This window comes from Mesorhizobium sp. M9A.F.Ca.ET.002.03.1.2, assembly GCF_003952365.1.
Classification (GTDB): Bacteria; Pseudomonadota; Alphaproteobacteria; order Rhizobiales; family Rhizobiaceae; genus Mesorhizobium.
In genome coordinates, this window is the sequence record NZ_CP034443.1 from 2,048,863 (window position 1) to 2,068,249 (window position 19,387).

Annotated in this window: 16 protein-coding genes; 7 read left to right on the top strand and 9 right to left on the bottom strand. The window is 64.7% G+C overall.

The features are described 5' to 3' along the window. Positions 1 to 58: 58 nt before the first annotated feature. Both EJ066_RS10215 and nhaA read left to right on the top strand, forming a co-directional pair. Positions 59 to 622 (top strand): ActR/PrrA/RegA family redox response regulator transcription factor, encoded by a 564-nt coding sequence (locus tag EJ066_RS10215; RefSeq protein ID WP_126037298.1) that lies wholly within the window; start codon positions 59 to 61, stop codon positions 620 to 622. A 175-nt stretch (positions 623 to 797) separates the two neighbouring features. Continuing rightward, positions 798 to 2,018 carry a Na+/H+ antiporter NhaA gene (gene nhaA, locus EJ066_RS10220; RefSeq protein ID WP_126037300.1) on the top strand — a complete coding sequence of 407 codons (1,221 nt, stop codon included), beginning with the start codon at positions 798 to 800 and terminating at the stop codon, positions 2,016 to 2,018. 293 nt (positions 2,019 to 2,311) lie between these two features. Here the strand turns inward: nhaA and EJ066_RS10225 are convergent, their stop codons facing one another. Continuing rightward, on the bottom strand, positions 2,312 to 2,812 hold the full coding sequence (locus tag EJ066_RS10225; RefSeq protein WP_189644470.1) for an MmcB family DNA repair protein: 501 nt from the start codon (positions 2,810 to 2,812) through the stop codon (positions 2,312 to 2,314). A 78-nt stretch (positions 2,813 to 2,890) separates the two neighbouring features. Then, a complete protein-coding gene (locus tag EJ066_RS10230; protein WP_126037304.1) occupies positions 2,891 to 3,190 on the bottom strand; it encodes a DUF1330 domain-containing protein in 300 nt (99 codons plus the stop codon). Between the two features lie 148 nt (positions 3,191 to 3,338). On the opposite strand from EJ066_RS10230, the gene EJ066_RS10235 reads away from it, so the two are divergent. Beyond that, a complete protein-coding gene (locus tag EJ066_RS10235; RefSeq protein ID WP_126037307.1) occupies positions 3,339 to 3,665 on the top strand; it encodes a GYD domain-containing protein in 327 nt (108 codons plus the stop codon). A 77-nt stretch (positions 3,666 to 3,742) separates the two neighbouring features. Here the strand turns inward: EJ066_RS10235 and cueR are convergent, their stop codons facing one another. Continuing rightward, the gene (cueR, locus tag EJ066_RS10240) at positions 3,743 to 4,165 is read right to left on the bottom strand and encodes a Cu(I)-responsive transcriptional regulator (RefSeq protein WP_126043816.1); all 423 of its coding nucleotides are present in this window, start codon (positions 4,163 to 4,165) and stop codon (positions 3,743 to 3,745) included. Between the two features lie 221 nt (positions 4,166 to 4,386). Here cueR and EJ066_RS10245 point away from each other — a divergent pair, with 221 nt between their 5' ends. After that, on the top strand, positions 4,387 to 5,004 hold the full coding sequence (locus EJ066_RS10245) for a L,D-transpeptidase (protein WP_126037309.1): 618 nt from the start codon (positions 4,387 to 4,389) through the stop codon (positions 5,002 to 5,004). Positions 5,005 to 5,113: 109 nt separating this feature from the next. Here the strand turns inward: EJ066_RS10245 and EJ066_RS10250 are convergent, their stop codons facing one another. The 5 genes from EJ066_RS10250 to EJ066_RS10270 all read right to left on the bottom strand — a co-directional run bounded on the left by EJ066_RS10250 (position 5,114) and on the right by EJ066_RS10270 (position 12,219). Beyond that, complete coding sequence (locus EJ066_RS10250) at positions 5,114 to 5,683, bottom strand: NifU family protein (protein WP_126037311.1); 570 nt, start codon at positions 5,681 to 5,683, stop codon at positions 5,114 to 5,116. Between the two features lie 140 nt (positions 5,684 to 5,823). Next, positions 5,824 to 6,315 (bottom strand): universal stress protein, encoded by a 492-nt coding sequence (locus EJ066_RS10255; RefSeq protein WP_126037313.1) that lies wholly within the window; start codon positions 6,313 to 6,315, stop codon positions 5,824 to 5,826. Between the two features lie 86 nt (positions 6,316 to 6,401). After that, entirely contained in the window at positions 6,402 to 7,469 is a 1,068-nt protein-coding gene (gene trpS / locus EJ066_RS10260; protein ID WP_126037315.1) for a tryptophan--tRNA ligase, read from the bottom strand. A gap of 303 nt (positions 7,470 to 7,772) precedes the next feature. Beyond that, positions 7,773 to 9,371, bottom strand: coding sequence for a murein biosynthesis integral membrane protein MurJ (gene murJ, locus EJ066_RS10265; RefSeq protein ID WP_126037317.1), 1,599 nt, complete (start codon positions 9,369 to 9,371; stop codon positions 7,773 to 7,775). Positions 9,372 to 9,417: 46 nt separating this feature from the next. Then, positions 9,418 to 12,219: a [protein-PII] uridylyltransferase gene (locus EJ066_RS10270; RefSeq protein ID WP_126037319.1), complete on the bottom strand. Its 2,802-nt coding sequence runs from the start codon at positions 12,217 to 12,219 to the stop codon at positions 9,418 to 9,420. Positions 12,220 to 12,435: 216 nt separating this feature from the next. Here EJ066_RS10270 and EJ066_RS10275 point away from each other — a divergent pair, with 216 nt between their 5' ends. From EJ066_RS10275 to EJ066_RS10285, 3 genes are all read left to right on the top strand, one after another. Continuing rightward, entirely contained in the window at positions 12,436 to 14,946 is a 2,511-nt protein-coding gene (locus tag EJ066_RS10275) for a heavy metal translocating P-type ATPase (protein WP_126037321.1), read from the top strand. Positions 14,947 to 14,988: 42 nt separating this feature from the next. After that, positions 14,989 to 15,375 (top strand): DUF305 domain-containing protein, encoded by a 387-nt coding sequence (locus tag EJ066_RS10280; protein ID WP_126037323.1) that lies wholly within the window; start codon positions 14,989 to 14,991, stop codon positions 15,373 to 15,375. A 90-nt stretch (positions 15,376 to 15,465) separates the two neighbouring features. After that, positions 15,466 to 16,311: an aldo/keto reductase gene (locus EJ066_RS10285; protein WP_126037325.1), complete on the top strand. Its 846-nt coding sequence runs from the start codon at positions 15,466 to 15,468 to the stop codon at positions 16,309 to 16,311. 111 nt (positions 16,312 to 16,422) lie between these two features. On the opposite strand, the gene mutS is transcribed toward EJ066_RS10285, so the two are convergent. Next, positions 16,423 to 19,152, bottom strand: a complete 2,730-nt coding sequence (mutS, locus tag EJ066_RS10290) for a DNA mismatch repair protein MutS (protein ID WP_126037327.1) — start codon at positions 19,150 to 19,152, stop codon at positions 16,423 to 16,425. Positions 19,153 to 19,387 lie beyond the last annotated feature (235 nt).

The window sequence follows — 19,387 nt, forward strand, 5'->3', positions numbered from 1 at the left end:
ACAATGGCGTTCCAAAACTATATCTGCGTAAAAATCAGGCAGCAGGAATTTTAAGACGATGAGTGGCGACGAAACGATTGGCGCAATGGTTGAAGGCGAGGACACCTCGCTATTGATCGTCGACGACGACAAGCCGTTTCTCACCCGGCTTGCCCGCGCCATGGAAACCAGGGGTTTCGTGGTCGAGACGGCCGAGAGCGTGGAGGAGGCGGTGGCCAAGGCGCGCGCCAACCCGCCGGCCTATGCGGTGGTCGACATGCGGCTCGGCGACGGCAACGGCCTTGACGTCGTCGCCGCCATCCGCGAGAAGCGCGACGATGCCCGCGCCGTCATCCTCACCGGCTACGGCAACATCGCCACCGCGGTGACGGCGGTGAAGCTGGGAGCCATCGACTATCTGTCGAAGCCGGCCGATGCCGACGATGTTTTCGCCGCACTCACCCGCACGGCGGGTGAACGCGCGGCACCCCCCGAAAATCCGATGTCGGCTGATCGCGTGCGCTGGGAGCACATCCAGCGCGTCTACGAAATGTGCGACCGCAACGTCTCCGAGACCGCGCGCCGGCTCAACATGCACCGCCGCACGCTGCAGCGGATACTCGCCAAGCGCGCGCCGCGCTGACGCATGATTCCCCGGGATCGATTTTGCTTCGCTGACCTTCGGTTCGGAAAGCACCATGCGCGAACCACTGCGGCGTTCCAAAGACGCGCGGCGTAGAGGCTTGCCCTGCCATTGATGCTTGCGCATCATCGCACCAGGTGAAACCGGCCCTGCCGGCCGATAGGACGGAGAGCACATGCAGGACCAGAAGCAGCCACCGGCTTCCATTCTTCGGCAGCGGCCGGTTTCCGTTCTTCGCGAATTCCTCGCCAGCGAGGCGGCAGGCGGCATCGTCCTGATGGTGGCCGCGGCACTGGCCCTGATCGTCGCCAATTCGCCGCTGTCCCAGGCCTATTTCGAAGCTCTTCACGCCTATCTGGGACCGCTCAGCGTATCGCACTGGATCAATGACGGCCTGATGGCCGTGTTCTTCCTGCTGGTCGGCCTGGAGATCAAGCGCGAGATGCTGGACGGACAGCTCTCGACCTGGCCGCGGCGCGCCCTGCCCGGCATCGCCGCAGCCGGCGGCATGCTGGTTCCTGCCCTTGTCTACGTCGCCATCAACCGCGACAACCCGGCCGCTTTGTCCGGCTGGGCGATCCCGACCGCCACCGACATCGCATTTGCGCTCGGCGTGCTGTCGCTGCTCGGCAGCCGCGTGCCGGGGTCGCTGAAGGTATTCCTCACCGCGCTTGCCATCATCGACGACCTCGGCGCGGTCATCATCATCGCGATGTTCTACACAAGCGACCTGTCGCTCGCCTATCTCGGCGCCGCCTTCGCGGTCATCGCTCTGCTCGTCGTTTTCAACCGCATGCAGGTGCTGACGCTGCTGCCCTATCTCGTGCTTGGTCTTGTCCTATGGGTTCTGGTGCTGAAATCGGGCGTCCATGCCACGCTCGCCGGCGTGGCGCTAGCCCTCACCATCCCTCTGAAGATCACCCCGGGCATCAGTCATGATCTCGACCATTCGCCGCTGCATCGGCTCGAGCATGGCCTGCACAACGTCGTGCCGTTCGTCATCATCCCGATCTTCGGCTTCGCCAATGCCGGCGTTTCGCTTGCTGGCCTGAGCGCGGCCACCCTGGTCGAGCCGCTGACGCTGGGCGTCGCCGCCGGCCTCGTCGTCGGCAAGCTGGTCGGCGTGTTCGGCTCCTCCGCGCTTGCCATCCGGTTCGGTTTTGCCGATCTGCCGGTGAATGCCGGCTGGCTGCACATGACAGGCATTTCTCTGCTCTGCGGCATCGGCTTCACCATGAGCCTGTTCATCGGCCTGCTCGCTTTCGCCAGCAACGTCGAGCTGCAGGACGCGGTGAAAGTCGGCATCCTCGCCGGATCCGTCATCGCCGCGATCCTCGGCGCAGCCGTGCTGTTGATGGCGCCGGCCGCGAATGGGGAAGAGGAGGACGAGGAGTAGAACTGGCCGATTGGCGCCGTTCCTCGCCCCCGCGAAGCGGGGGAGAGGTGGCCCGGCGAAGCCGGGACGGAGAGGGGGGCGACATCCGCGAAGTCAGAACCCGGTGAGGGACAGGGTGCGTGACTCGCCATGGTACGAAGCCTTTCAGGCGCCTTGAGACAACGAGCTCCCGGACGCCGTGAAGGCCCCTCTCCGTCCCGGCTTCGCCGGGCCACCTCTCCCCACTTTGTGGGGCGAGGAACCCAGGTTCTGCGAAAGCAGCCGCACTTGACGCTTAGCGCAAAGGTCGAAAGCTACTCGCTCTCTCCCTCCAGCGCCGGCACCGCCACGCCGGCGAGTTCCGCCGCCAGCAGCCGCGACGCACCGGCCCGCGCGATCCTCAGCATCAGCGCCTTGCGCGTCGCCGCCGCCATGCGGTGCTCGGGCGCGTCGCGCAGGATTTCGGCGCCGTAGCCGTCGGAAAGGATAAACCCGCATTCCTGCGGAAAGATCTCCGACGGCACGCCGGGATGGGTGGCAAAGAAGAAGCGGTCGGAGTGCAGCCGGTAGTCCGGCCATTTGCGGTCGACCCTGAAATCCTCGATCGAGGATTTGATCTCGATGATCCAGATGTCGCCCTGGCGGGTCAGCGCGACGAGATCGGCGCGGCGCCCGGTGGCCAGCGACAGTTCGGGCAGCACATGCGCGCCCATCTCTTTCAGCAGCCGTTGCACGCCACGCCGCACCAGCATGGCGCGCTCCGACTGGCGGCCGTCGATCAGGGGATTGAGGGGGATGGGAGAAATGATTGGCATGGCGGACACCATGCCAGATGTTGTTCACGGTTTGAACCTGTTTTTTGGCGGCGATTATGTACTTTACAAACCCTTCCTTTAATCTACGGGCATCATGCCCTCCAGAGCAATGATCCTCGTCTTTGCGCAGCGTTCGCGGATGGCTTTGAGCCGGCTGTATTCCGGAGAGTCGTACCATGCCATGAGGGAGGCCATATCCGGGAACTCGACAATGACCAGGCGATGAGGTTCCCAATCGCCTTCCAGCACTTTGGTGGCTCCGCCACGAGCGATGTACCTTCCCCCGTAGCGCGCTTCGCTTGCTGGTACATCCCGGCGGTATTCCTCGAAAACGGCGGCGTCGGTTATGTCCACATCAGCAATAAGATAGGCTGCCATCGACCCTACTCCGCGAGGAAAGGCATTGAAGCACGTCCATTAGCGATACCGCAAATAAGCCGGCACTACGCCCCGGAAATGACTCGCGTTCTCTCGGATTGGGGCGCTTAATTGTGTTCGTAGGGGTAACTCTGGGAGGAGATGAACCATGCCCATGTATCTCACGAAATTCAGCTATACGCCCGAAACCTGGGCCCGCCTGATCGAAAACCCCGAAGATAGACGCGAGGCGGCCCGTTCCTACATCGAATCGGTGGGCGGAAAGCTGCACGGGTTCTGGTACGCCTTCGGAGAGCACGATGGCTGGAATCTGTGGGAGGCGCCAGACAACGTGTCGATGGCATCTGTCGTGCTCGCCATTGGTGCGGGAGGAGCGCTCAGCTCGTGCGAGACCACCGTTCTCCTTAGCGTCGAAGAGACGATGCAAGCGCTTGGCAAGGCGAAGTCGATCCGGTATCGCCCGCCGGGATCGTAAGGTCGGCCGTTGCGGCTTGCAGAGCTGGTCGCTAGTTGGGCTACCCACGCTACGGAATGGCTGGTGTCGCGCAACCTTCACACCTGTGCAGAAACGACTTTGTCATCGGGCCGCGCAGCCCCCGCAATATCATCCAAAATCGGGCAGTCCGGCCGCTCGTCGCCGTGGCAGGCGTGGATCAGTTTCTGCAGGGTCGAGCGCATCGACCACAGTTCGCGCACCTTCTCCTCGATTGCCGTCACATGCGCGGCGGCGATCTCGCGCACGTCATGGCTGGCGCGGCCGCGATCCTCATAGAGCGCCATCAGCTGGCGGCAATCTTCGATAGAAAAGCCGAGATTGCGCGCGCGGCGCAGAAAAGCCAGCCGGTGGATGTCGTCGCCGCAATAGTCGCGGTAGCCGTTGCCGGCGCGCCGCGGTCGGATCAGGCCGATCTCCTCGTAGTAGCGAATGGTCTTGGCCGGCAGGCCGGAACGGTGGGCGGCTTCTCCGACATTCATGGCGATTCCTCGACCTCCGGCGGTCTGGCGGACCGCCCATTGAATTTGCTTCACAATCCTGCAGCGACCGTTGCCGAAAAGCCACAGTTGCGGACTTACCGCACGTAAGCCCCCGCATATAGTCATCGCGCGCTTGGCAAGCAAAGCAAATGCCAGCATGAATAATGGCGACAAAGCGGCCGCAACGTGCCGCACTATTTGGCGGGGCATCGAACCTTTTTATGCGCATGAAGCCATTTGCAATCGTCGTCGCGTTTGCGTTGTCGGCCGCTATCGCTGGTTGCAGCACCATCGGCTCGCAGATATTCAACAACAACTATGGCGCGGTGACCGATGCGGGCTATCAATTGCCCCGCATTCCAATCGAAAAGGTGCCGCAGAAATATCGTCGGCAGGTGGTGAATTACGACACCGATGAAAAGCCGGGCACCATCGTCGTCGATACGCAGAACAAGTTTCTGTACTACGTCATGGGCGGCGGCGAGGCGATGCGTTACGGCATCGGCGTCGGCCGCGAGGGTTTTGAGTGGCGCGGCACCGCCCGTATCGCGGTGAAGCGCGAATGGCCGACTTGGACGCCGCCTTCGGCGATGATCAGGCGTCAGCCGGAGCTCGCCAAATTTGCCGGCGGCATGGAGCCGGGATTGACCAACCCACTCGGCGCGCGCGCCCTGTATCTGTTCAACAAGGGCGGCGATTCGGGCTACCGCCTGCATGGCAGCCCGGAGTGGAACTCGATCGGCAAGGCGATGTCGTCGGGCTGCATCCGGCTGATGAACCAGGACATCATCGACCTCTACGACCGCACCTCGGTCGGCGCCAAGGTCATCGTTTTGTAAAAGGAATCATGCGCGGACCGTCTAGGCAACAAATAGACGTCGCAAACAGAAAACCGGGCAATTCGGCCCGGTTTTTTGTTTTGTCTGGAAGGCGATTAATTGGGGTCCTCTAAGAGACCTGCTCGACCTGCTGCACCTCGGGCACGAAATGCCGGAGCAGGTTCTGGATGCCGTGCTTCAGCGTCGCCGTCGACGACGGGCAGCCGGCGCAGGCGCCCTTCATATGCAGGAACACGGTGCCGTTCTCGAAGCCGCGGAAGGTGATGTCGCCGCCGTCCTGGGCGACGGCCGGGCGCACCCGCGTGTCGAGCAGTTCCTTGATGGTGATGACCAGTTCCTCGTCGGCCTTGTCGTAGAATTCGCCGGTCTGGCTGGTCTCGGCGGCGGGGCCGGCCTTGGCCATGACAGGCGCGCCGGACATGAAGTGTTCCATGATGGCGCCGAGGATCGCGGGCTTCAGATGCTGCCAGTCGGGGCCGTCCTTGGTCACGGTGACGAAATCATAGCCGAAGAAGACGCCGGTGACGCCTGGGATCTCGAACAGCCGGCCAGCCAGCGGCGAGGCAGCGGCGGCGCTGTCGGCATCGCGGAAATCGGCGGTGCCGTCGACAAGCACCTCCTTGCCGGGCAGGAACTTCAATGTCGCCGGATTTGGTGTCGATTCGGTCTGGATGAACATGGCCGTCTCCGTGCCCATTCGGGCAGATAGTTTGGAATAATTCTAAATAGGCCTTATCGGCGGGACATTCAAGCAAAAGGCATCGCCGGAATGGCTGGCCGGCGGAATGTTTTTGCCGGACCCCCGATGGCCGATGCACCTCAGGCGAGGCTGTCGATTTCCTCGTCCGACAGGTTCTGCGGCACCACCGTCACCGGGATGGGGAAGGCGGCGCCCTTGCCGGCAACGGCGCCGACCAGCGGCCCCGGCCCCTCCTTGCCGGCGCCGGCCGCCAGCACGAGGATGGCGATGTCCTGGTCTTCCTCGATCAGTTTGTGGATCTCGTCCGTCGGCTTGCCTTCGCGCACCACCAGTTCCGGCTCGATGCCGAGCTTCTGCCGCACCTTGTTGGCATACGCGTCGAGCGCCGCCCGCGCCGTGGCGTTGGCCTCCTCGCGCATAATCTTCTCGACACCCAGCCAATGCTGGAAATCGTCCGGCTCGATCACATAGAGCAGCACCAGCACGCCGCTGGTGCTCTGCGCGCGTTTCGAGGCGTAGGCGACGGCCCGCTCGCATTCGGGCGTATCGTCGATGATCGCCAGGAACTTGCGGCGATGGCCGGCTTCGCGGCTGAGGCGTTTGGAGACCATATTCTACCTCGATGGTTTCGGTCGCAATCTGCCACCGCCACAGCCCGGCCGCAAGCGACCGGCGGGTGTGGCGATGCCGGTGCAAATCAGCCTTGCAGGAGGCCGATAATGTCGCGCACGGTCTTCATCGTCGCCTCGGCCAAGGCGCCGGCCCGCTCGCCGCCGTCCCTGAGCACCGCGTCGACATAGCCGCGGTCGTCGGAAATGCGGCGCATCTCGCCGGCGACCGGCGCCAGTCTTTCCACGGCCAGGTCGGCCAGCGCCGGCTTGAACACCGAGAACTGCTGGCCGCCGAACTCTTTCAGCACCGCTTCCTTCGAGATCTCGGCCAGGCCCGCATAGATGCCGACGAGGTTTTCCGCCTCGGGCCGGCCGGCAAGGCCGTCCAATTCCCCTGGCAACGCCTCGGGGTCGGTCTTGGCCTTGCGGATCTTCTTCGAGATCGTGTCGGCATCGTCGGTCAAATTGATGCGCGACAGGTCCGACGGGTCCGACTTCGACATCTTCTTCGAGCCGTCGCGCAAGCTCATGATGCGCGCCGCCGGTCCGCCGATGATCGGCTCGGTCAGCGGGAAGTAGCCGTTCACCGTCTCCTCGCCGACCTTCATCTCGACACCGACGCCAAGGCCGGCGATGCGGTCCGAAAAGTCGTTGTTGAATTTCTGCGCGATGTCGCGCGTCAGCTCCAGATGCTGCTTCTGGTCGTCGCCGACCGGCACGTGGGTGGCGCGGTAGACGAGGATGTCGGCCGCCATCAGGCTCGGATAGGCCAGCAGCCCGAGCGAGGCATTCTCGCGGTCCTTGCCGGCCTTGTCCTTGAACTGCGTCATCCGGTTCATCCAGCCGATGCGGGCCACGCAGTTGAAGATCCAGGCAAGCTCGGCGTGCTGCATAACCCGCGACTGGTTGAAGACGATCTGCTTCTTCGGGTCGATGCCGGAGGCGAGAAACGCCGCGGTGATCGCGCGCGTCTGGTCCTTGAGATCGTCATGCACGAGCTGCGCGGTCAGCGAATGCAGGTCGACGACGCAGTAGATGCAATCGGAGGTCTCCTGCAGCGCGACGAACTTCTTGATGGCGCCGAGATAGTTGCCGAGATGCAGATTGCCGGTCGGCTGGACGCCGGAAAAAACGAGAGGCTTGAAGGCGGTCATGATGTCCCCATGGCTTGTGGAGGGCCGTTTCGCGCGCGGCGAAAGTCTTTCGACGGCGCGCTTATGGACGAGAGAGAGGAGAGGATCAAGAGGCTCTCGGATAGACGCGAGGGCTTCGGGCTCCAGCTTGGCAAAACGCCTGTTTGCCGAAGCATGAAATGAAAAACCCGCCTCGCCGGCGGGTCGTTGGCGCAACTCAGCACCATGAATAAATTCCTAGCATAACTGCCGTCACCTGTCAAGTTGAAACTACCCAGGGCAATCGCTTCAGGCTCGCGCTGCCCCCGTCCTCGGCCCTTCGGCTTACGGATCTGGAGACTGTTCCCCGGCAAGCGACGTCCCCTTGCGCCTGATATTGCGCCGGATCATGCCGAAATCGGCGCCGCCGGTGGCGAAGGCCGCGATGAAGTAGAGCAACGCCCCGCCGGCGACCAGCGCAAGAAGCGTCGTCGCCTTGATTGCCAGCGGCGAGCCCGAGGCCAGTTGGGCGGCGAACCAGTTCTCGGCAAAGTAGAGCGCCGCCCCCATCACCGCCGCCGACAGAACCAGCCGTGGGATGCGTTTCATGAGCGGCGCGTCGCGGCCCCAGTGGCCGCGCCGGATCAGCACGCCGAGCAACATCAGCGCATTGACCCAGCCGGCGACGGCCGAGGCGACGGCGATGCCCGGCGCGCCCATCGACGGAAACAGCGTCAGCGCGGTGGTGATGTTCACCGCCACCGAGATGGCGGCGAAGATCATCGGCGTGCGCGTGTCCTCGCGGGCGAAATAGCCGGGGGTGAACGCCTTGATCAGCACGAAGGCCGGCAAGCCCAAGCCAAAGATCGCCAGGATCGCCGCCACGCTTGGCGTCGAGCCGTTGGCGGCAAACGCGCCGCGCTCGTAGACCAGCCGCACGATCGGCTCGGACATGACCAGCAGTGCCGCCGCCGCCGGCAGGGTCAGGAACAAGGTGAACTCCACCGATCGGTTCTGCAGATTGGCCGCTTCGATCAGATTGCCTGATTTCAGCGCCCGCGACAGTTCGGGCAGAAGCACGATGGCGACGGCGATGCCGACGACGCCGAGCGGCAGTTGGTAGATGCGATCGGCATAGGCGAGCGACGATACCGCGCTGTCCTGCGTCGAGGCGATCGCCGTGCCGATCACCTGGTTGATCTGGGTGATGCCGCCGGTGATCGCCGCCGGCAGCGCCAGCACCAGCAGGCGCTTGACGTTGGGCGTCATCCTTGGCCGGCGAAAGCCGATTGAGATGCCGGCATGGCGCACCGCCACCCAGACGATCGCCAGTTGCACCAGCCCGGCCGCCAGCACGCCCCAGGCCAGAGCGAAGCCGACGGTGCGCGCGTCCGATCCCTGGTACCAGGCATAGGCGAGCACGGCGATCAGGATGATGTTGAGGAACACCGGCGCCACCGCGGCGGCGAAATAGCGGCGCAGCGAATTCAGCATGCCGGCCATCATCGCGCCGAGCGACATGCAGATCAGGTAGGGGAACATGATGGTCGCAAGCCCGACCGTCATCTCGAACTTGCCCGGCGAGTCGGCGAAGCCCGGCGCCACCAGGTAGCGCACGATCAGCGGCATCGCCAGCTCCATGGCGATGGTCAGCGCCAGCAGCGCCGTGAACAGCACGCCGAACACCTCTTCGGAAAAGCGCTTGGCGCCGTCGGTGCCGTGAGTCTCGATCTCCTTGGCGAAGAGCGGCACGAAGGCGGCGTTGAAGGCGCCTTCGGCAAACAGCCGGCGAAAGGTGTTGGGGAACTGGAAGGCGGCGTTGAAGGCGTCGGCGATCGGCCCGGTGCCCAGAGCCGCCGCCATCAGCATCTCGCGGGCGAAGCCCAGGGCGCGGCTCATCAGCGTGCCGGAAGCGACCGTGGCGAATTTCTTGACAAGGCTCATTTGTGTGGAGATTGCCTGGGTGATTGGGACAAATCGAGGACCGCGTTCACTCGGCGGCGGCCTTGGCCTTGCCGCCGCGCTCGGGCACGGTGCCTTCGAGGGCCGCGATCAGCCTGTTGTGGATAGCGGTGATGCGCGTCGGGCTGTCGATCTTCTGGCCGGTGAGATCGGTGACATAGAAGGTGTCGATGACCTTTTCGCCGAAGGTGGTGATGTGCGCCGACGCGATGTCGAGCGACAGGTCGGACAACGCTCCGGTGATCTCGGACAGCAGGCCCGGCCGATCCAGCCCCTCGACCTCGATCACCGAGAACCGGTTCGACAGCGTGTTGCGGATTTCGGCGCGCGGCTGGATGCGGAAGACCTTGGCGCCGCGCTTGGGCTTGGTGCGCTTCTCGATGATCTCCGGAAGCCAGCTCTTGCCCGACAGCACGTCCTCGATCAGGCGGCCGACGCGCTCGGCGCGGCGGCGCTCGTCTTCGTCGAGGTCGAATTCCCTCGAGATCAGGATGGTGTCCAGCGCGCGGCCGTCGGAGGTGGTGAAGATCTGCGCGTCGACGATGTTGCCGCCGGCCGCCACACAGGCCCCGGCAATGACCGAAAGCAGCCGGGGATGGTCCTGCGCCAGCACGGTGATCTCGGTCACCGCCTCGAACTGGTGGGTCTTGACCATGGTGGCGAGCTTCTTGCCTGCTTGATCCGCCTCGCGGATGAATTCGGCGTGGCGAAGCTGGTCGGCGAGATCGACCGTCAGCAGATAATTCTCGTAGTGCTTGCCGGCATAGCGCTTGCGGGCCTTTTCCGGCCAGTCGGTGAGCGCCTCGGCCAGCAGCTCGCGCGCCGCCGCCGTCCGCTTGGCGCGCGATACTTCCGAAAACCCGCCGGTCAACAGCAACTCGGTCTCGTAGTAGAGCGTGCGCAGCAACTGCCCCTTCCAGCCGTTCCAGACGCCCGGCCCGACGCCTCTGATATCGCAGACGGTCAGGACCAGCAGCAGCTTCAGCCGTTCGACGGACTGCACGATGGCGGCAAAATCCTCGATCGTCTTGCGGTCGTTGAGATCGCGGGTCTGTGCCGTCATCGACATGTCGAGATGGTTCTCGACCAGCCAGGCGACCGTTTCGGTGTCGGCCGCCGACAGTCCCATATGCGGGCAGATGCGCCGCGCGATCCGGGCGCCCGCTTCGGAATGATCCTCCGGCCGCCCCTTGGCGATGTCGTGCAAAAGCACCGCGACATAGAGCGCCTCGCGGCTTTTCTTCAGCCCCGGCATCAGTGAGTGGGCGAGCGGGTGGATTTTCTCGCCGTCGCCGCGCTCGATTTCGGCCAGCACGCCGATGCAGCGGATCAGGTGCTCGTCCACCGTATAGTGGTGGTACATCGAGAACTGCATCATGGCGACGATCTTGCCGAAGTCCGGGATCAGCTTTCCCAGCAGTCCCGCTTCGTTCATGCGCCTGAGATTGAGCTCGGCGTTGCGGTCCGACGTTAAAATGTCGAGGAACAGCCGGTTGGCTTCCTCGTCGCGCCGCAGCGCCTTGCCGACCAGGCCGAGCGAACGGGTCAGAAGCTTCAGCGCATCGGGGTGGAACTCCAGCCCGTGCTTGTCGGCGAACCAGAACAGCCTCAGGAGATTGACCGGGTCGCGCTCGAACACCTGGTCGTCGGCGATGTTGATGCGATGGTTGTCGATGATGAAGTCGCCGGTGCCGGCCAGCTTGCGCTTGCGGCGCGAGAAGGTGAGGAAGATGCGGTTGAAGCCCGGCACATGCTTGGCCTGCTCTTCCTCGAGCGCCGCGCAGAAGATGCGGGTGAGATCCCCGACATCCTTGGCGACGAGGAAGTAATGCTTCATGAAGCGCTCGACCGCCGAAAGGCCCGGATGCGTGGTGTAGCCCAGACGTTCGGCGATCTCGCGCTGGATGTCGAAATGCAGCCGTTCCTCGGCCTTGCCGGTGAGGAAATGCATGTGGCAGCGCACCGCCCACAGGAAATCCTCGGCCTTCTGGAATTCCCGGTATTCGGTGCCGGTGAAGACACCCTTGTCGACCAGCTCCTCGCCGGTGCGCACCCGGTAGAAATACTTGCCGATCCAGAACAGCGTCTGCAGGTCGCGCAGGCCGCCCTTGCCGTCCTTGACGTTGGGTTCGACCAGGTAGCGGCTTTCGCCGGCCTTGGCATGGCGCTCGTCGCGTTCGGCAAGCTTGGCCTGCACATATTCGGGCCCGGTCGTGCGCACCACCTCGTGGTCGAAACGCTGCAGGAGCTCGTCATAGAGCTTCTGCTCGCCCCACAGGAAACGCGCTTCCAGGATCGAGGTGCGGATGGTGATGTCGGTGCGCGACAGCCGCAGGCATTCGTCGATGTTGCGGGTGGCGTGACCGACCTTCAGCCCCAGATCCCATAGCATGTAGAGCATGTATTCGACGATCTGTTCGCCCCATGGTGTCTGCTTGTAAGGCAGCAGGAACAGGAGGTCGATGTCGGATCCCGGCGCCAGCGTGCCGCGGCCATAGCCGCCGACCGCAACGACGGCCATGCGTTCGGCCGATGACGGGTTTTTCACGCGATAGACATGGCTGGCGGCGAAATCGTAGAGCGCGCGGATGATCTCGTCCATGAGGTGCGACAGCCGGGCGGCGCAGGCAGTGCCGCTGCCGTCGTCCATCAGCATGCGTTCCACGATCGTGCGGCCGGCGGCCAGCCTGCCCTTGAGAAGCTGGAGAACGCCGGCGCGCGCGGCCTTGCCGGAGCCGTCGCCTGCCGTGGCCGCGGTCAGCGCCGTCATCTCGCGGCGCAAGGCTTCGCCGTCGATCAGTTCATCGAGCTTCAGGGATATTCTTGCCATAAGTGCCGTTCGGCCTCGCCGTTTCGGCGGCGTCTATAGCGCGTTTTCGCGGCGCTGGGTATGGGGCGGACGGACACGCCGGCGCGGTAGCGGCGGGAATTTTCCGCCTGAACCGTTCGGCATCGCGCCTACGGCACGAAAATCGAATTTGGCCCTTGACCTTCCAGTTACTGGAAGCACTACCTCCGCCTCAGCATCGAGATAGAGGCATTCCGCATGACGCATTCCGACCACGATCATCACGCCCACACACACGGTTCCTGCTGCTCGGCGAAAGCTGCCCCATCCGTCGCCGACGCCGTCATTCGCGATCCGGTCTGCGGCATGACCGTCGATCCGGCCGCCGGCAAGCCGACCGCCGAGCATGGCGGCCATCTCTATCATTTCTGCAGCGAGCGCTGCCGTTCGAAATTCACGGCTGAGCCGGAAAACTACCTTACGGCGACCGACCCTGTCTGCGGCATGAGCGTCGACCGCGCCACGGCGAAGCACTTTTCCCGGCATGAAGGCCAGGGCTTCTATTTCTGCTCGGCCGGTTGCAAGGTGAAATTCGAGGCGGAGCCGGCAAAGTATCTCGGCGACCGGCCGGAGCCGCAGGCGATGCCGAAAGGCACGCAATACACCTGCCCGATGCATCCGGAAATCATCCGCGACAAGCCCGGCGCCTGCCCGATTTGCGGCATGGCGCTGGAGCCGATGGGCGTGCCGACCGGCGACGAAGGCCCGAACCCGGAGCTGGTCGATTTCACCAGGCGCTTCTGGGTGAGTGCCGTGCTGTCCGTGCCATTGCTGATCTTCGCCATGGCGCCGATGCTCGGCCTGACGTTCAGCACCTTCATCGACGGGCAGGCGAAGGTCTGGTTGGAAATGGCGCTGGCCAGCCCGGTCGTGCTGTGGGCGGCATTTCCCTTCTTCCATCGCGGCTGGGATTCGGTTCTCAACCGCAGCCCCAACATGTGGACGCTGATCTCGCTCGGCGTTGGTGCCGCCTATCTCTACAGCGTCGTCGCCACGCTGTTCCCGGATATATTTCCGCACCAGTTCCGCGGCCATGAGGGCACGGTGCCGGTCTATTTCGAGGCGGCCGCCGTCATCGTGGCGCTGGTTTTTCTCGGCCAGGTGCTGGAACTGCGCGCTCGTGAAAAAACCGGCTCGGCGATCCGCGCTCTGCTCGACCTCGCGCCGAAGACCGCGCGGCTGATCGGCGAGGACGGTTCCGAAAACGACGTGCCGCTCGACACGGTCAAGGCCGGCAATCGCCTGCGCATCCGCCCCGGCGATGCCGTGCCGGTCGACGGCATCGTGCTGGAAGGCCGCTCTTCCGTCGACGAATCGATGATTACCGGCGAGCCGCTGCCGGTCGAAAAGACGCAAGGCGATCCGCTAACCGGCGGCACGCTCAACAAGAACGGTTCGCTGATCATGCGCGCCGAGAGGATCGGCGCCGAAACCACGCTGGCGCGGATCGTCGAGCTCGTCGCCAAGGCGCAGCGTTCGCGCGCGCCGATCCAGGCCCTGGCCGACCGCGTCTCCTTCTATTTCGTCCCGGCCGTCGTGGTGGTCGCGATCGTCGCGTTCACCGCCTGGGCGATCTTCGGGCCGCACCCCAGCCTGATCTTTGCCATCGTCTCGGCGGTCTCGGTGCTGATCATCGCGTGCCCTTGCGCGCTGGGTCTTGCCACGCCGATGTCGATCATGACCGCCACGGGGCGCGGCGCGCATGCCGGGGTGCTGATCAAGGACGCGGAGGCACTCGAACGCTTTGCCGCGGTCGATACGCTGATCGTCGACAAGACCGGTACATTGACCGAAGGCCGGCCGAGATTGACCGACGTCGTCGCGGCCGAAGACATGCCGGAAGATGATCTCCTGGCACTTGCCGCCGGCCTGGAAAAGGGCTCGGAACATCCGCTGGCCGAGGCGATCGTCGAAGGTGCCCGCGAACGCGGCGCAAAAATTCCCGACGCCGGCGATTTCGAGGCGGTCACCGGCAAGGGCGTTTCCGGCACGGTTTCGGGCAAGAAGGTCGCGCTCGGCAACGCCGCGATGATGGCCGATCTCGGCATCGATATCGCCTCCATCTCGACCAGCGCCGAGGCGTTGCAGACCGAGGGCAAGACCGCGATGTTCGTCGCCGTCGGCAAGAAACTGGCCGGCATCGTCGCCGTCGCCGACCCGGTCAAGGCGACGACGGCAGAGGCGATCAAGGCGCTGCACGACCGCGGAATGAAGATCATCATGGCGACCGGCGACAATGAACGCACGGCGAAGGCCATCGCGAGCAAACTCGGCATCGACGAGGTGCGTGCCGGTCTGCTGCCGGAACAGAAGAGCGCGCTGGTCGAGGCGTTGCGCGCCGGGGGCGCTGGCGTCGCCATGGCCGGCGACGGCGTCAACGACGCGCCGGCACTGGCCGCCGCCGATGTCGGCATCGCCATGGGCACCGGCGCCGATGTCGCGGTCGAAAGCGCGGGGATCACGCTGGTCAAGGGCGATCTCAACGGCATCGTGCGGGCCCGCACGCTCGCCCAGGCGACGATCCGCAATATCCGCCAGAACCTGTTCTTCGCCTTCCTCTACAACGTGCTTGGCGTGCCGGTCGCCGCCGGCGTGCTCTATCCGATCACCGGCACGCTGCTGTCGCCGATGATCGCGGCGGCGGCGATGAGCCTGTCGTCGGTTTCGGTTATCTCCAACGCGTTGCGGCTCAGGACGTTGAAACTCTGAGTGATGCCCCAGATAGAAACTCGTTCAAAAAGGAGACAATGAATGACCTTGGCCAAGAAGATCGTGCTGCTGCTGATGGCGGCGGGAATGCTGCTTGCCGTTTTCCTCGAAAGCATTCCGTCGCAAGCCCAGGAGATGAAACACGACATGGGCGCGATGGCGATGGATAGCCCCTCGACCGACGGCTACAAGGCGGCGATGGACAAGATGCACACCGACATGATGGCGATCGAATATTCCGGCAATGCCGATGTCGATTTCGCCCGCGGCATGATCCCGCATCACCAGGCGGCCATCGACATGGCCAAGATCGAGCTCGCCAACGGCAAGGACCCGGAGATGCGCAAGCTGGCCGAGGCGGTCATCGCGGCGCAGGAAGCCGAGATCAAGCAGATGCAGGATTGGCTCGCTGCCCACCCGGTGAAGTAGACATCAAGCGGTCCACGGGAAATCCAGGGACTTTCATCTGGATTTCTCCCGAAGGGTGTGATGCCATCCGGGTCTCGACTGGAGCACGCCATGCCGTCAACGATAAGAACCACCACACTGCCCTCGGGCGAAGCCGTTCCCGTGCTCGGCCAGGGCACGTGGAAAATGGGCGAGGACGCCCGTCGCCATGCCGATGAGGTCAACGCCCTGAAGCTCGGGCTCGACCTCGGCATGACGCTGATCGACACCGCCGAAATGTACGCCAGCGGCGGTGCCGAGGAGGTGGTGGCGGATGCCATTGCCGGGCGCCGCGATGAGGTGTTCCTGGTCTCCAAGGTGCTGCCTTCCAACGCCTCGCGCGCCGGCGTGCCGGCGGCCTGCGACAGAAGTCTCAGGCATCTGCGCACCGACCGCATCGATCTCTATCTGCTGCATTGGCCCGGCAGCGTGCCGCTGGCGGAAACGGTCGATGCCTTCGAGGCGTTGAAAAAGGCCGGCAAGATCCGCCACTGGGGCGTCAGCAATTTCGACACTCATGAGATGGACGAGCTGGTCGGCCTGCCGGCCGGCGACAGCGTCCAGACCAACCAGATCCTCTACAATCTGTCCCAGCGCGGCCCCGAATTCGACCTTGCGCCCTGGAGTCGGCAGCGCGGCATTCCGCTGATGGCCTATTCGCCGGTCGATCAGGGCGTATTGGCGCGCAACGCCGGGCTCGAAGCCATCGCCGCCCGCCATGATGCCACGGCGGCGCAGGTGGCGCTGGCCTGGGTGATGGCGCAGCCAGGTGTCATCGCCATTCCGAAGGCCGGCAAACAGGAGCATGTCCGCCAGAATGTCGCTGCGCTCGACATCAGGCTCACCCCGGAAGATTTCGCCGACATCGACCGCGCCTTCCCGCCGCCGACCCGCAAGCGCGGCCTGGAGATGATTTGAGGACGAGGCTCAGAGCTTAGGTCGCATTCCTTCGCGCCCCCCTCTGTCCGGCAGGACAGAGGGGGGCGCGAAGGAATGCCGGCGGATGGAAGAGGGACCAGCCAGTGACGGCTACTTCCCCGCCATGCCCTTCAACCGGTACAGCGCCTCCAGCGCCTCCCTCGGCGTCATCTCGTCGGGGTTGATCGCGCCGAGCGCGACACCCAGCGCGTCGTCCTTCACCGACTTCGGTGCTTCCCGCCTCACCGCAACCGAAAACAGCGGCAGGTCGTCGACCAGCCGGTTTGCCTTGCCCGAAACCTCGCCTGCCTCCAACTGGTGCAGCACTTCCCTGGCCCGGCCGACCACCGCTTCCGGCAGGCCGGCCAGCCGCGCCACCTGCACGCCGTAGGAGCGGTCGGCGGCACCCTTGCCGACCTCGTGCAGGAAGACCACGTCGCCCTCCCATTCCTTGACCCGCATGGTGACGTTGTGCAGTCGAGCGAGTTTGCTGGCCAGCGCCGTCATTTCGTGGAAATGGGTGGCGAAGATCGCCCTGCAGCGGTTCTTCTCGTGCAGATACTCGACCGCCGCCCAGGCGATCGACAGGCCGTCGAAGGTGGCGGTGCCGCGGCCGATCTCGTCGAGGATCACCAGCGCGCGTTCGCCGGCCTGGTTGAGGATCGCCGCCGTCTCGACCATCTCGACCATGAAGGTCGAGCGACCCCGCGCCAGATCGTCTGAGGCGCCGACACGCGAAAACAACCGGTCGACGACGCCGATATGAGCTGATGCCGCCGGCACGAAGGAACCGGTCTGGGCGAGAATGGCGATCAGCGCGTTCTGCCTGAGAAAGGTCGACTTGCCGCCCATATTGGGGCCGGTCAGCAGCCAGATCGCGCCGTTTTTGGCATCGCCTTCCGGCGACAGATCGCAATCATTGGCGACGAACGGTCCTTCGCCCGAACGCCGCAGCGACTGTTCGACCACTGGATGGCGCCCGCCCGAAATTGAAAAGGCGAGGCTCGCGTCCACGACCGGCCGGCACCAGGCCTCGCTCTCGGATAGCAGGGCAAGTGCCGCCGACACGTCGAGCACGGCGAGCGCTTCGGCGCCGGCGCGGATTGTGTCCGCCTCGCCAACCGCTTCCGCTGTCAGCCTGTCGAAGGCGGCAAGCTCGATCGCCAGCGCCCGGTCGGCGGCGTTGGCGATCTTCGATTCCAGCTCGGCCAGTTCGGTCGTGGTGAAGCGCATGGCATTGGCCATGGTCTGGCGATGGATGAAGCGCGCCTTCGCCCCATCGCTGCTCGTCATGATCGCATGGTGGTTGGCGGTGACTTCGATGTAGTAGCCGAGCACATTGTTGTGCCGGATTTTCAGCGAACGGATGCCGGTCTCGTCGATCAGCGAGCGTTCCAGCCCGGCGATCACTTTTCGCGACTCGTCGCGCAGCGCCCGCATTTCGTCGAGCTCAACGTGGTAGCCGCTGCGCACGAAGCCGCCGTCGCGCTTGAGCAGCGGCAGCTCGTCGCCGAGTGCCTGCGTCAGACGTGCGGCCAGCGGGCGCGGCAGCGCCTCGATCGCCGCAAAAGCCGCCGCCAGTTCTTGCGGAAGGGCGGTCGCCTCGAAAAGTTCGGCAATGGCGCCGGCTGCCTCGAACCCGGCGCGTAATGCGCCGAGATCGCGCGGGCCGCCACGGTTGAGCGCCAGCCGGGACAGCGCCCGCGGCATGTCGGCGACGCTCTTCAGGCTCGCCCGCACCGTCTGGCACAGCTGTGTCTCGGAGCGGAAGAACGACACCGAATCCAGCCTTGCGCCGATGGCCGCCGGATCGGTCAGCGGCGCCATCAGCCGGTCGGCGAGCAGCCGCGCGCCGCCGCCGGTCACCGTGCGGTCGATCGCCTTGAACAGCGAACCCTCGCGGCTGCCGGACAGGGTGCGCAGTAGCTCCAGATTGGCGCGCGTCGCCGGATCGATGAACAGCGTCGAACCCTGCTCCTCGCGCTCCGGCCGCGACAGCGGCGGCCGCTCGGCCTTCTGCGTCTTTTCGACATAGGCGATGGCGCCCGAGATCGCCGACAATTCGGCGCGGGAAAAGGTGCCGAAACTGTCCGGCGTCGCCACCTCGAAAAAGCGGGCGATGCGCCCGGCGGCCGACGCCGAATCGAACAGGCTCGGCGGCTGCGGATTGGCGACCCGCCCGAGCACGTCGAACACCGGTTTCAGTTCGGGATCGTAGAACACCGGTTCGGCGACGATCAGCTCGCGCGGGTCGACGCGAAAGACATCGGCGAGCAGCCGGTCGGCGGTGGTTTCGGCAACGCGGAAGGCACCGGTCGAGATCTCGATCCAGGCCAGCGCATAAGTGTGCTCGGCCCCGCCCTTCACCCGGCCAAGCGCCATCAGAAAACTCGACTCCGACGGCGCCAGCAACTTGTCCTCGGTGATGGTGCCGGGCGTCACCAGCCGCACCACGTCGCGGCGCACCACCGATTTGCCGCCGCGCTTCTTCGCCTCGGCCGGATCCTCGATCTGCTCGCAGACGGCGACGCGGAACCCTTGTCCGATCAGCTTCTGCAGGTAGTCGTCGGCGGCATGCACCGGTACCCCGCACATCGGGATGTCGAGGCCCTGGTGCTTGCCGCGCTTGGTCAAGACGATGCCGAGCGCCCGGCTCGCCTTCTCGGCGTCGTCGAAGAACAGCTCGTAGAAATCGCCCATGCGGTAGAACAGCAGCGAATCCGGGTTCGCCGCCTTGATCTCGATATACTGCTCCATCATGGGGGTGGCGCCGCTCGCGGCGGCGGGTGTCGGCGGCATGGCCGCCGGGGCGTCGGTGTCTTTCGCAGTGCGCATGTCCATGCGCTGCACGCTAGCAGATGTGATCGCGCGGTTTAATGCCGGCGACTTGAAAAGCAGGGGAAGACGGCCCGGGAACTTACCCGGCTCGCCACGTTGCAAGGTCGCCCTTGATCGAAGGCATCTCGCGGCGCGCAGGAAGAGCGTTTGCGGATCGCTTGGCGGTTTACAGCGGCGGCGTGTAGCCTTAATCCGGAAGCTTCAAAAAAAGCACGCACCCGTCTCAAGCGGTGCCGCT

Coding starts and splice junctions, on each gene's coding strand:
- murJ (WP_126037317.1), bottom strand. CDS start 9,371: ATGAGCCTTGTCAAGAAATTCGCCACGGTCGCTTCCGGCACGCTGATG.
- EJ066_RS10255 (WP_126037313.1), bottom strand. CDS start 6,315: ATGGTCTCCAAACGCCTCAGCCGCGAAGCCGGCCATCGCCGCAAGTTC.
- EJ066_RS10270 (WP_126037319.1), bottom strand. CDS start 12,219: ATGGCAAGAATATCCCTGAAGCTCGATGAACTGATCGACGGCGAAGCC.
- EJ066_RS10280 (WP_126037323.1), top strand. CDS start 14,989: ATGACCTTGGCCAAGAAGATCGTGCTGCTGCTGATGGCGGCGGGAATG.
- EJ066_RS10225 (WP_189644470.1), bottom strand. CDS start 2,812: ATGCCAATCATTTCTCCCATCCCCCTCAATCCCCTGATCGACGGCCGC.
- EJ066_RS10235 (WP_126037307.1), top strand. CDS start 3,339: ATGCCCATGTATCTCACGAAATTCAGCTATACGCCCGAAACCTGGGCC.
- cueR (WP_126043816.1), bottom strand. CDS start 4,165: ATGAATGTCGGAGAAGCCGCCCACCGTTCCGGCCTGCCGGCCAAGACC.
- mutS (WP_126037327.1), bottom strand. CDS start 19,152: ATGGACATGCGCACTGCGAAAGACACCGACGCCCCGGCGGCCATGCCG.
- EJ066_RS10245 (WP_126037309.1), top strand. CDS start 4,387: ATGCGCATGAAGCCATTTGCAATCGTCGTCGCGTTTGCGTTGTCGGCC.
- EJ066_RS10275 (WP_126037321.1), top strand. CDS start 12,436: ATGACGCATTCCGACCACGATCATCACGCCCACACACACGGTTCCTGC.
- EJ066_RS10215 (WP_126037298.1), top strand. CDS start 59: ATGAGTGGCGACGAAACGATTGGCGCAATGGTTGAAGGCGAGGACACC.
- EJ066_RS10250 (WP_126037311.1), bottom strand. CDS start 5,683: ATGTTCATCCAGACCGAATCGACACCAAATCCGGCGACATTGAAGTTC.
- nhaA (WP_126037300.1), top strand. CDS start 798: ATGCAGGACCAGAAGCAGCCACCGGCTTCCATTCTTCGGCAGCGGCCG.
- EJ066_RS10230 (WP_126037304.1), bottom strand. CDS start 3,190: ATGGCAGCCTATCTTATTGCTGATGTGGACATAACCGACGCCGCCGTT.
- EJ066_RS10285 (WP_126037325.1), top strand. CDS start 15,466: ATGCCGTCAACGATAAGAACCACCACACTGCCCTCGGGCGAAGCCGTT.
- trpS (WP_126037315.1), bottom strand. CDS start 7,469: ATGACCGCCTTCAAGCCTCTCGTTTTTTCCGGCGTCCAGCCGACCGGC.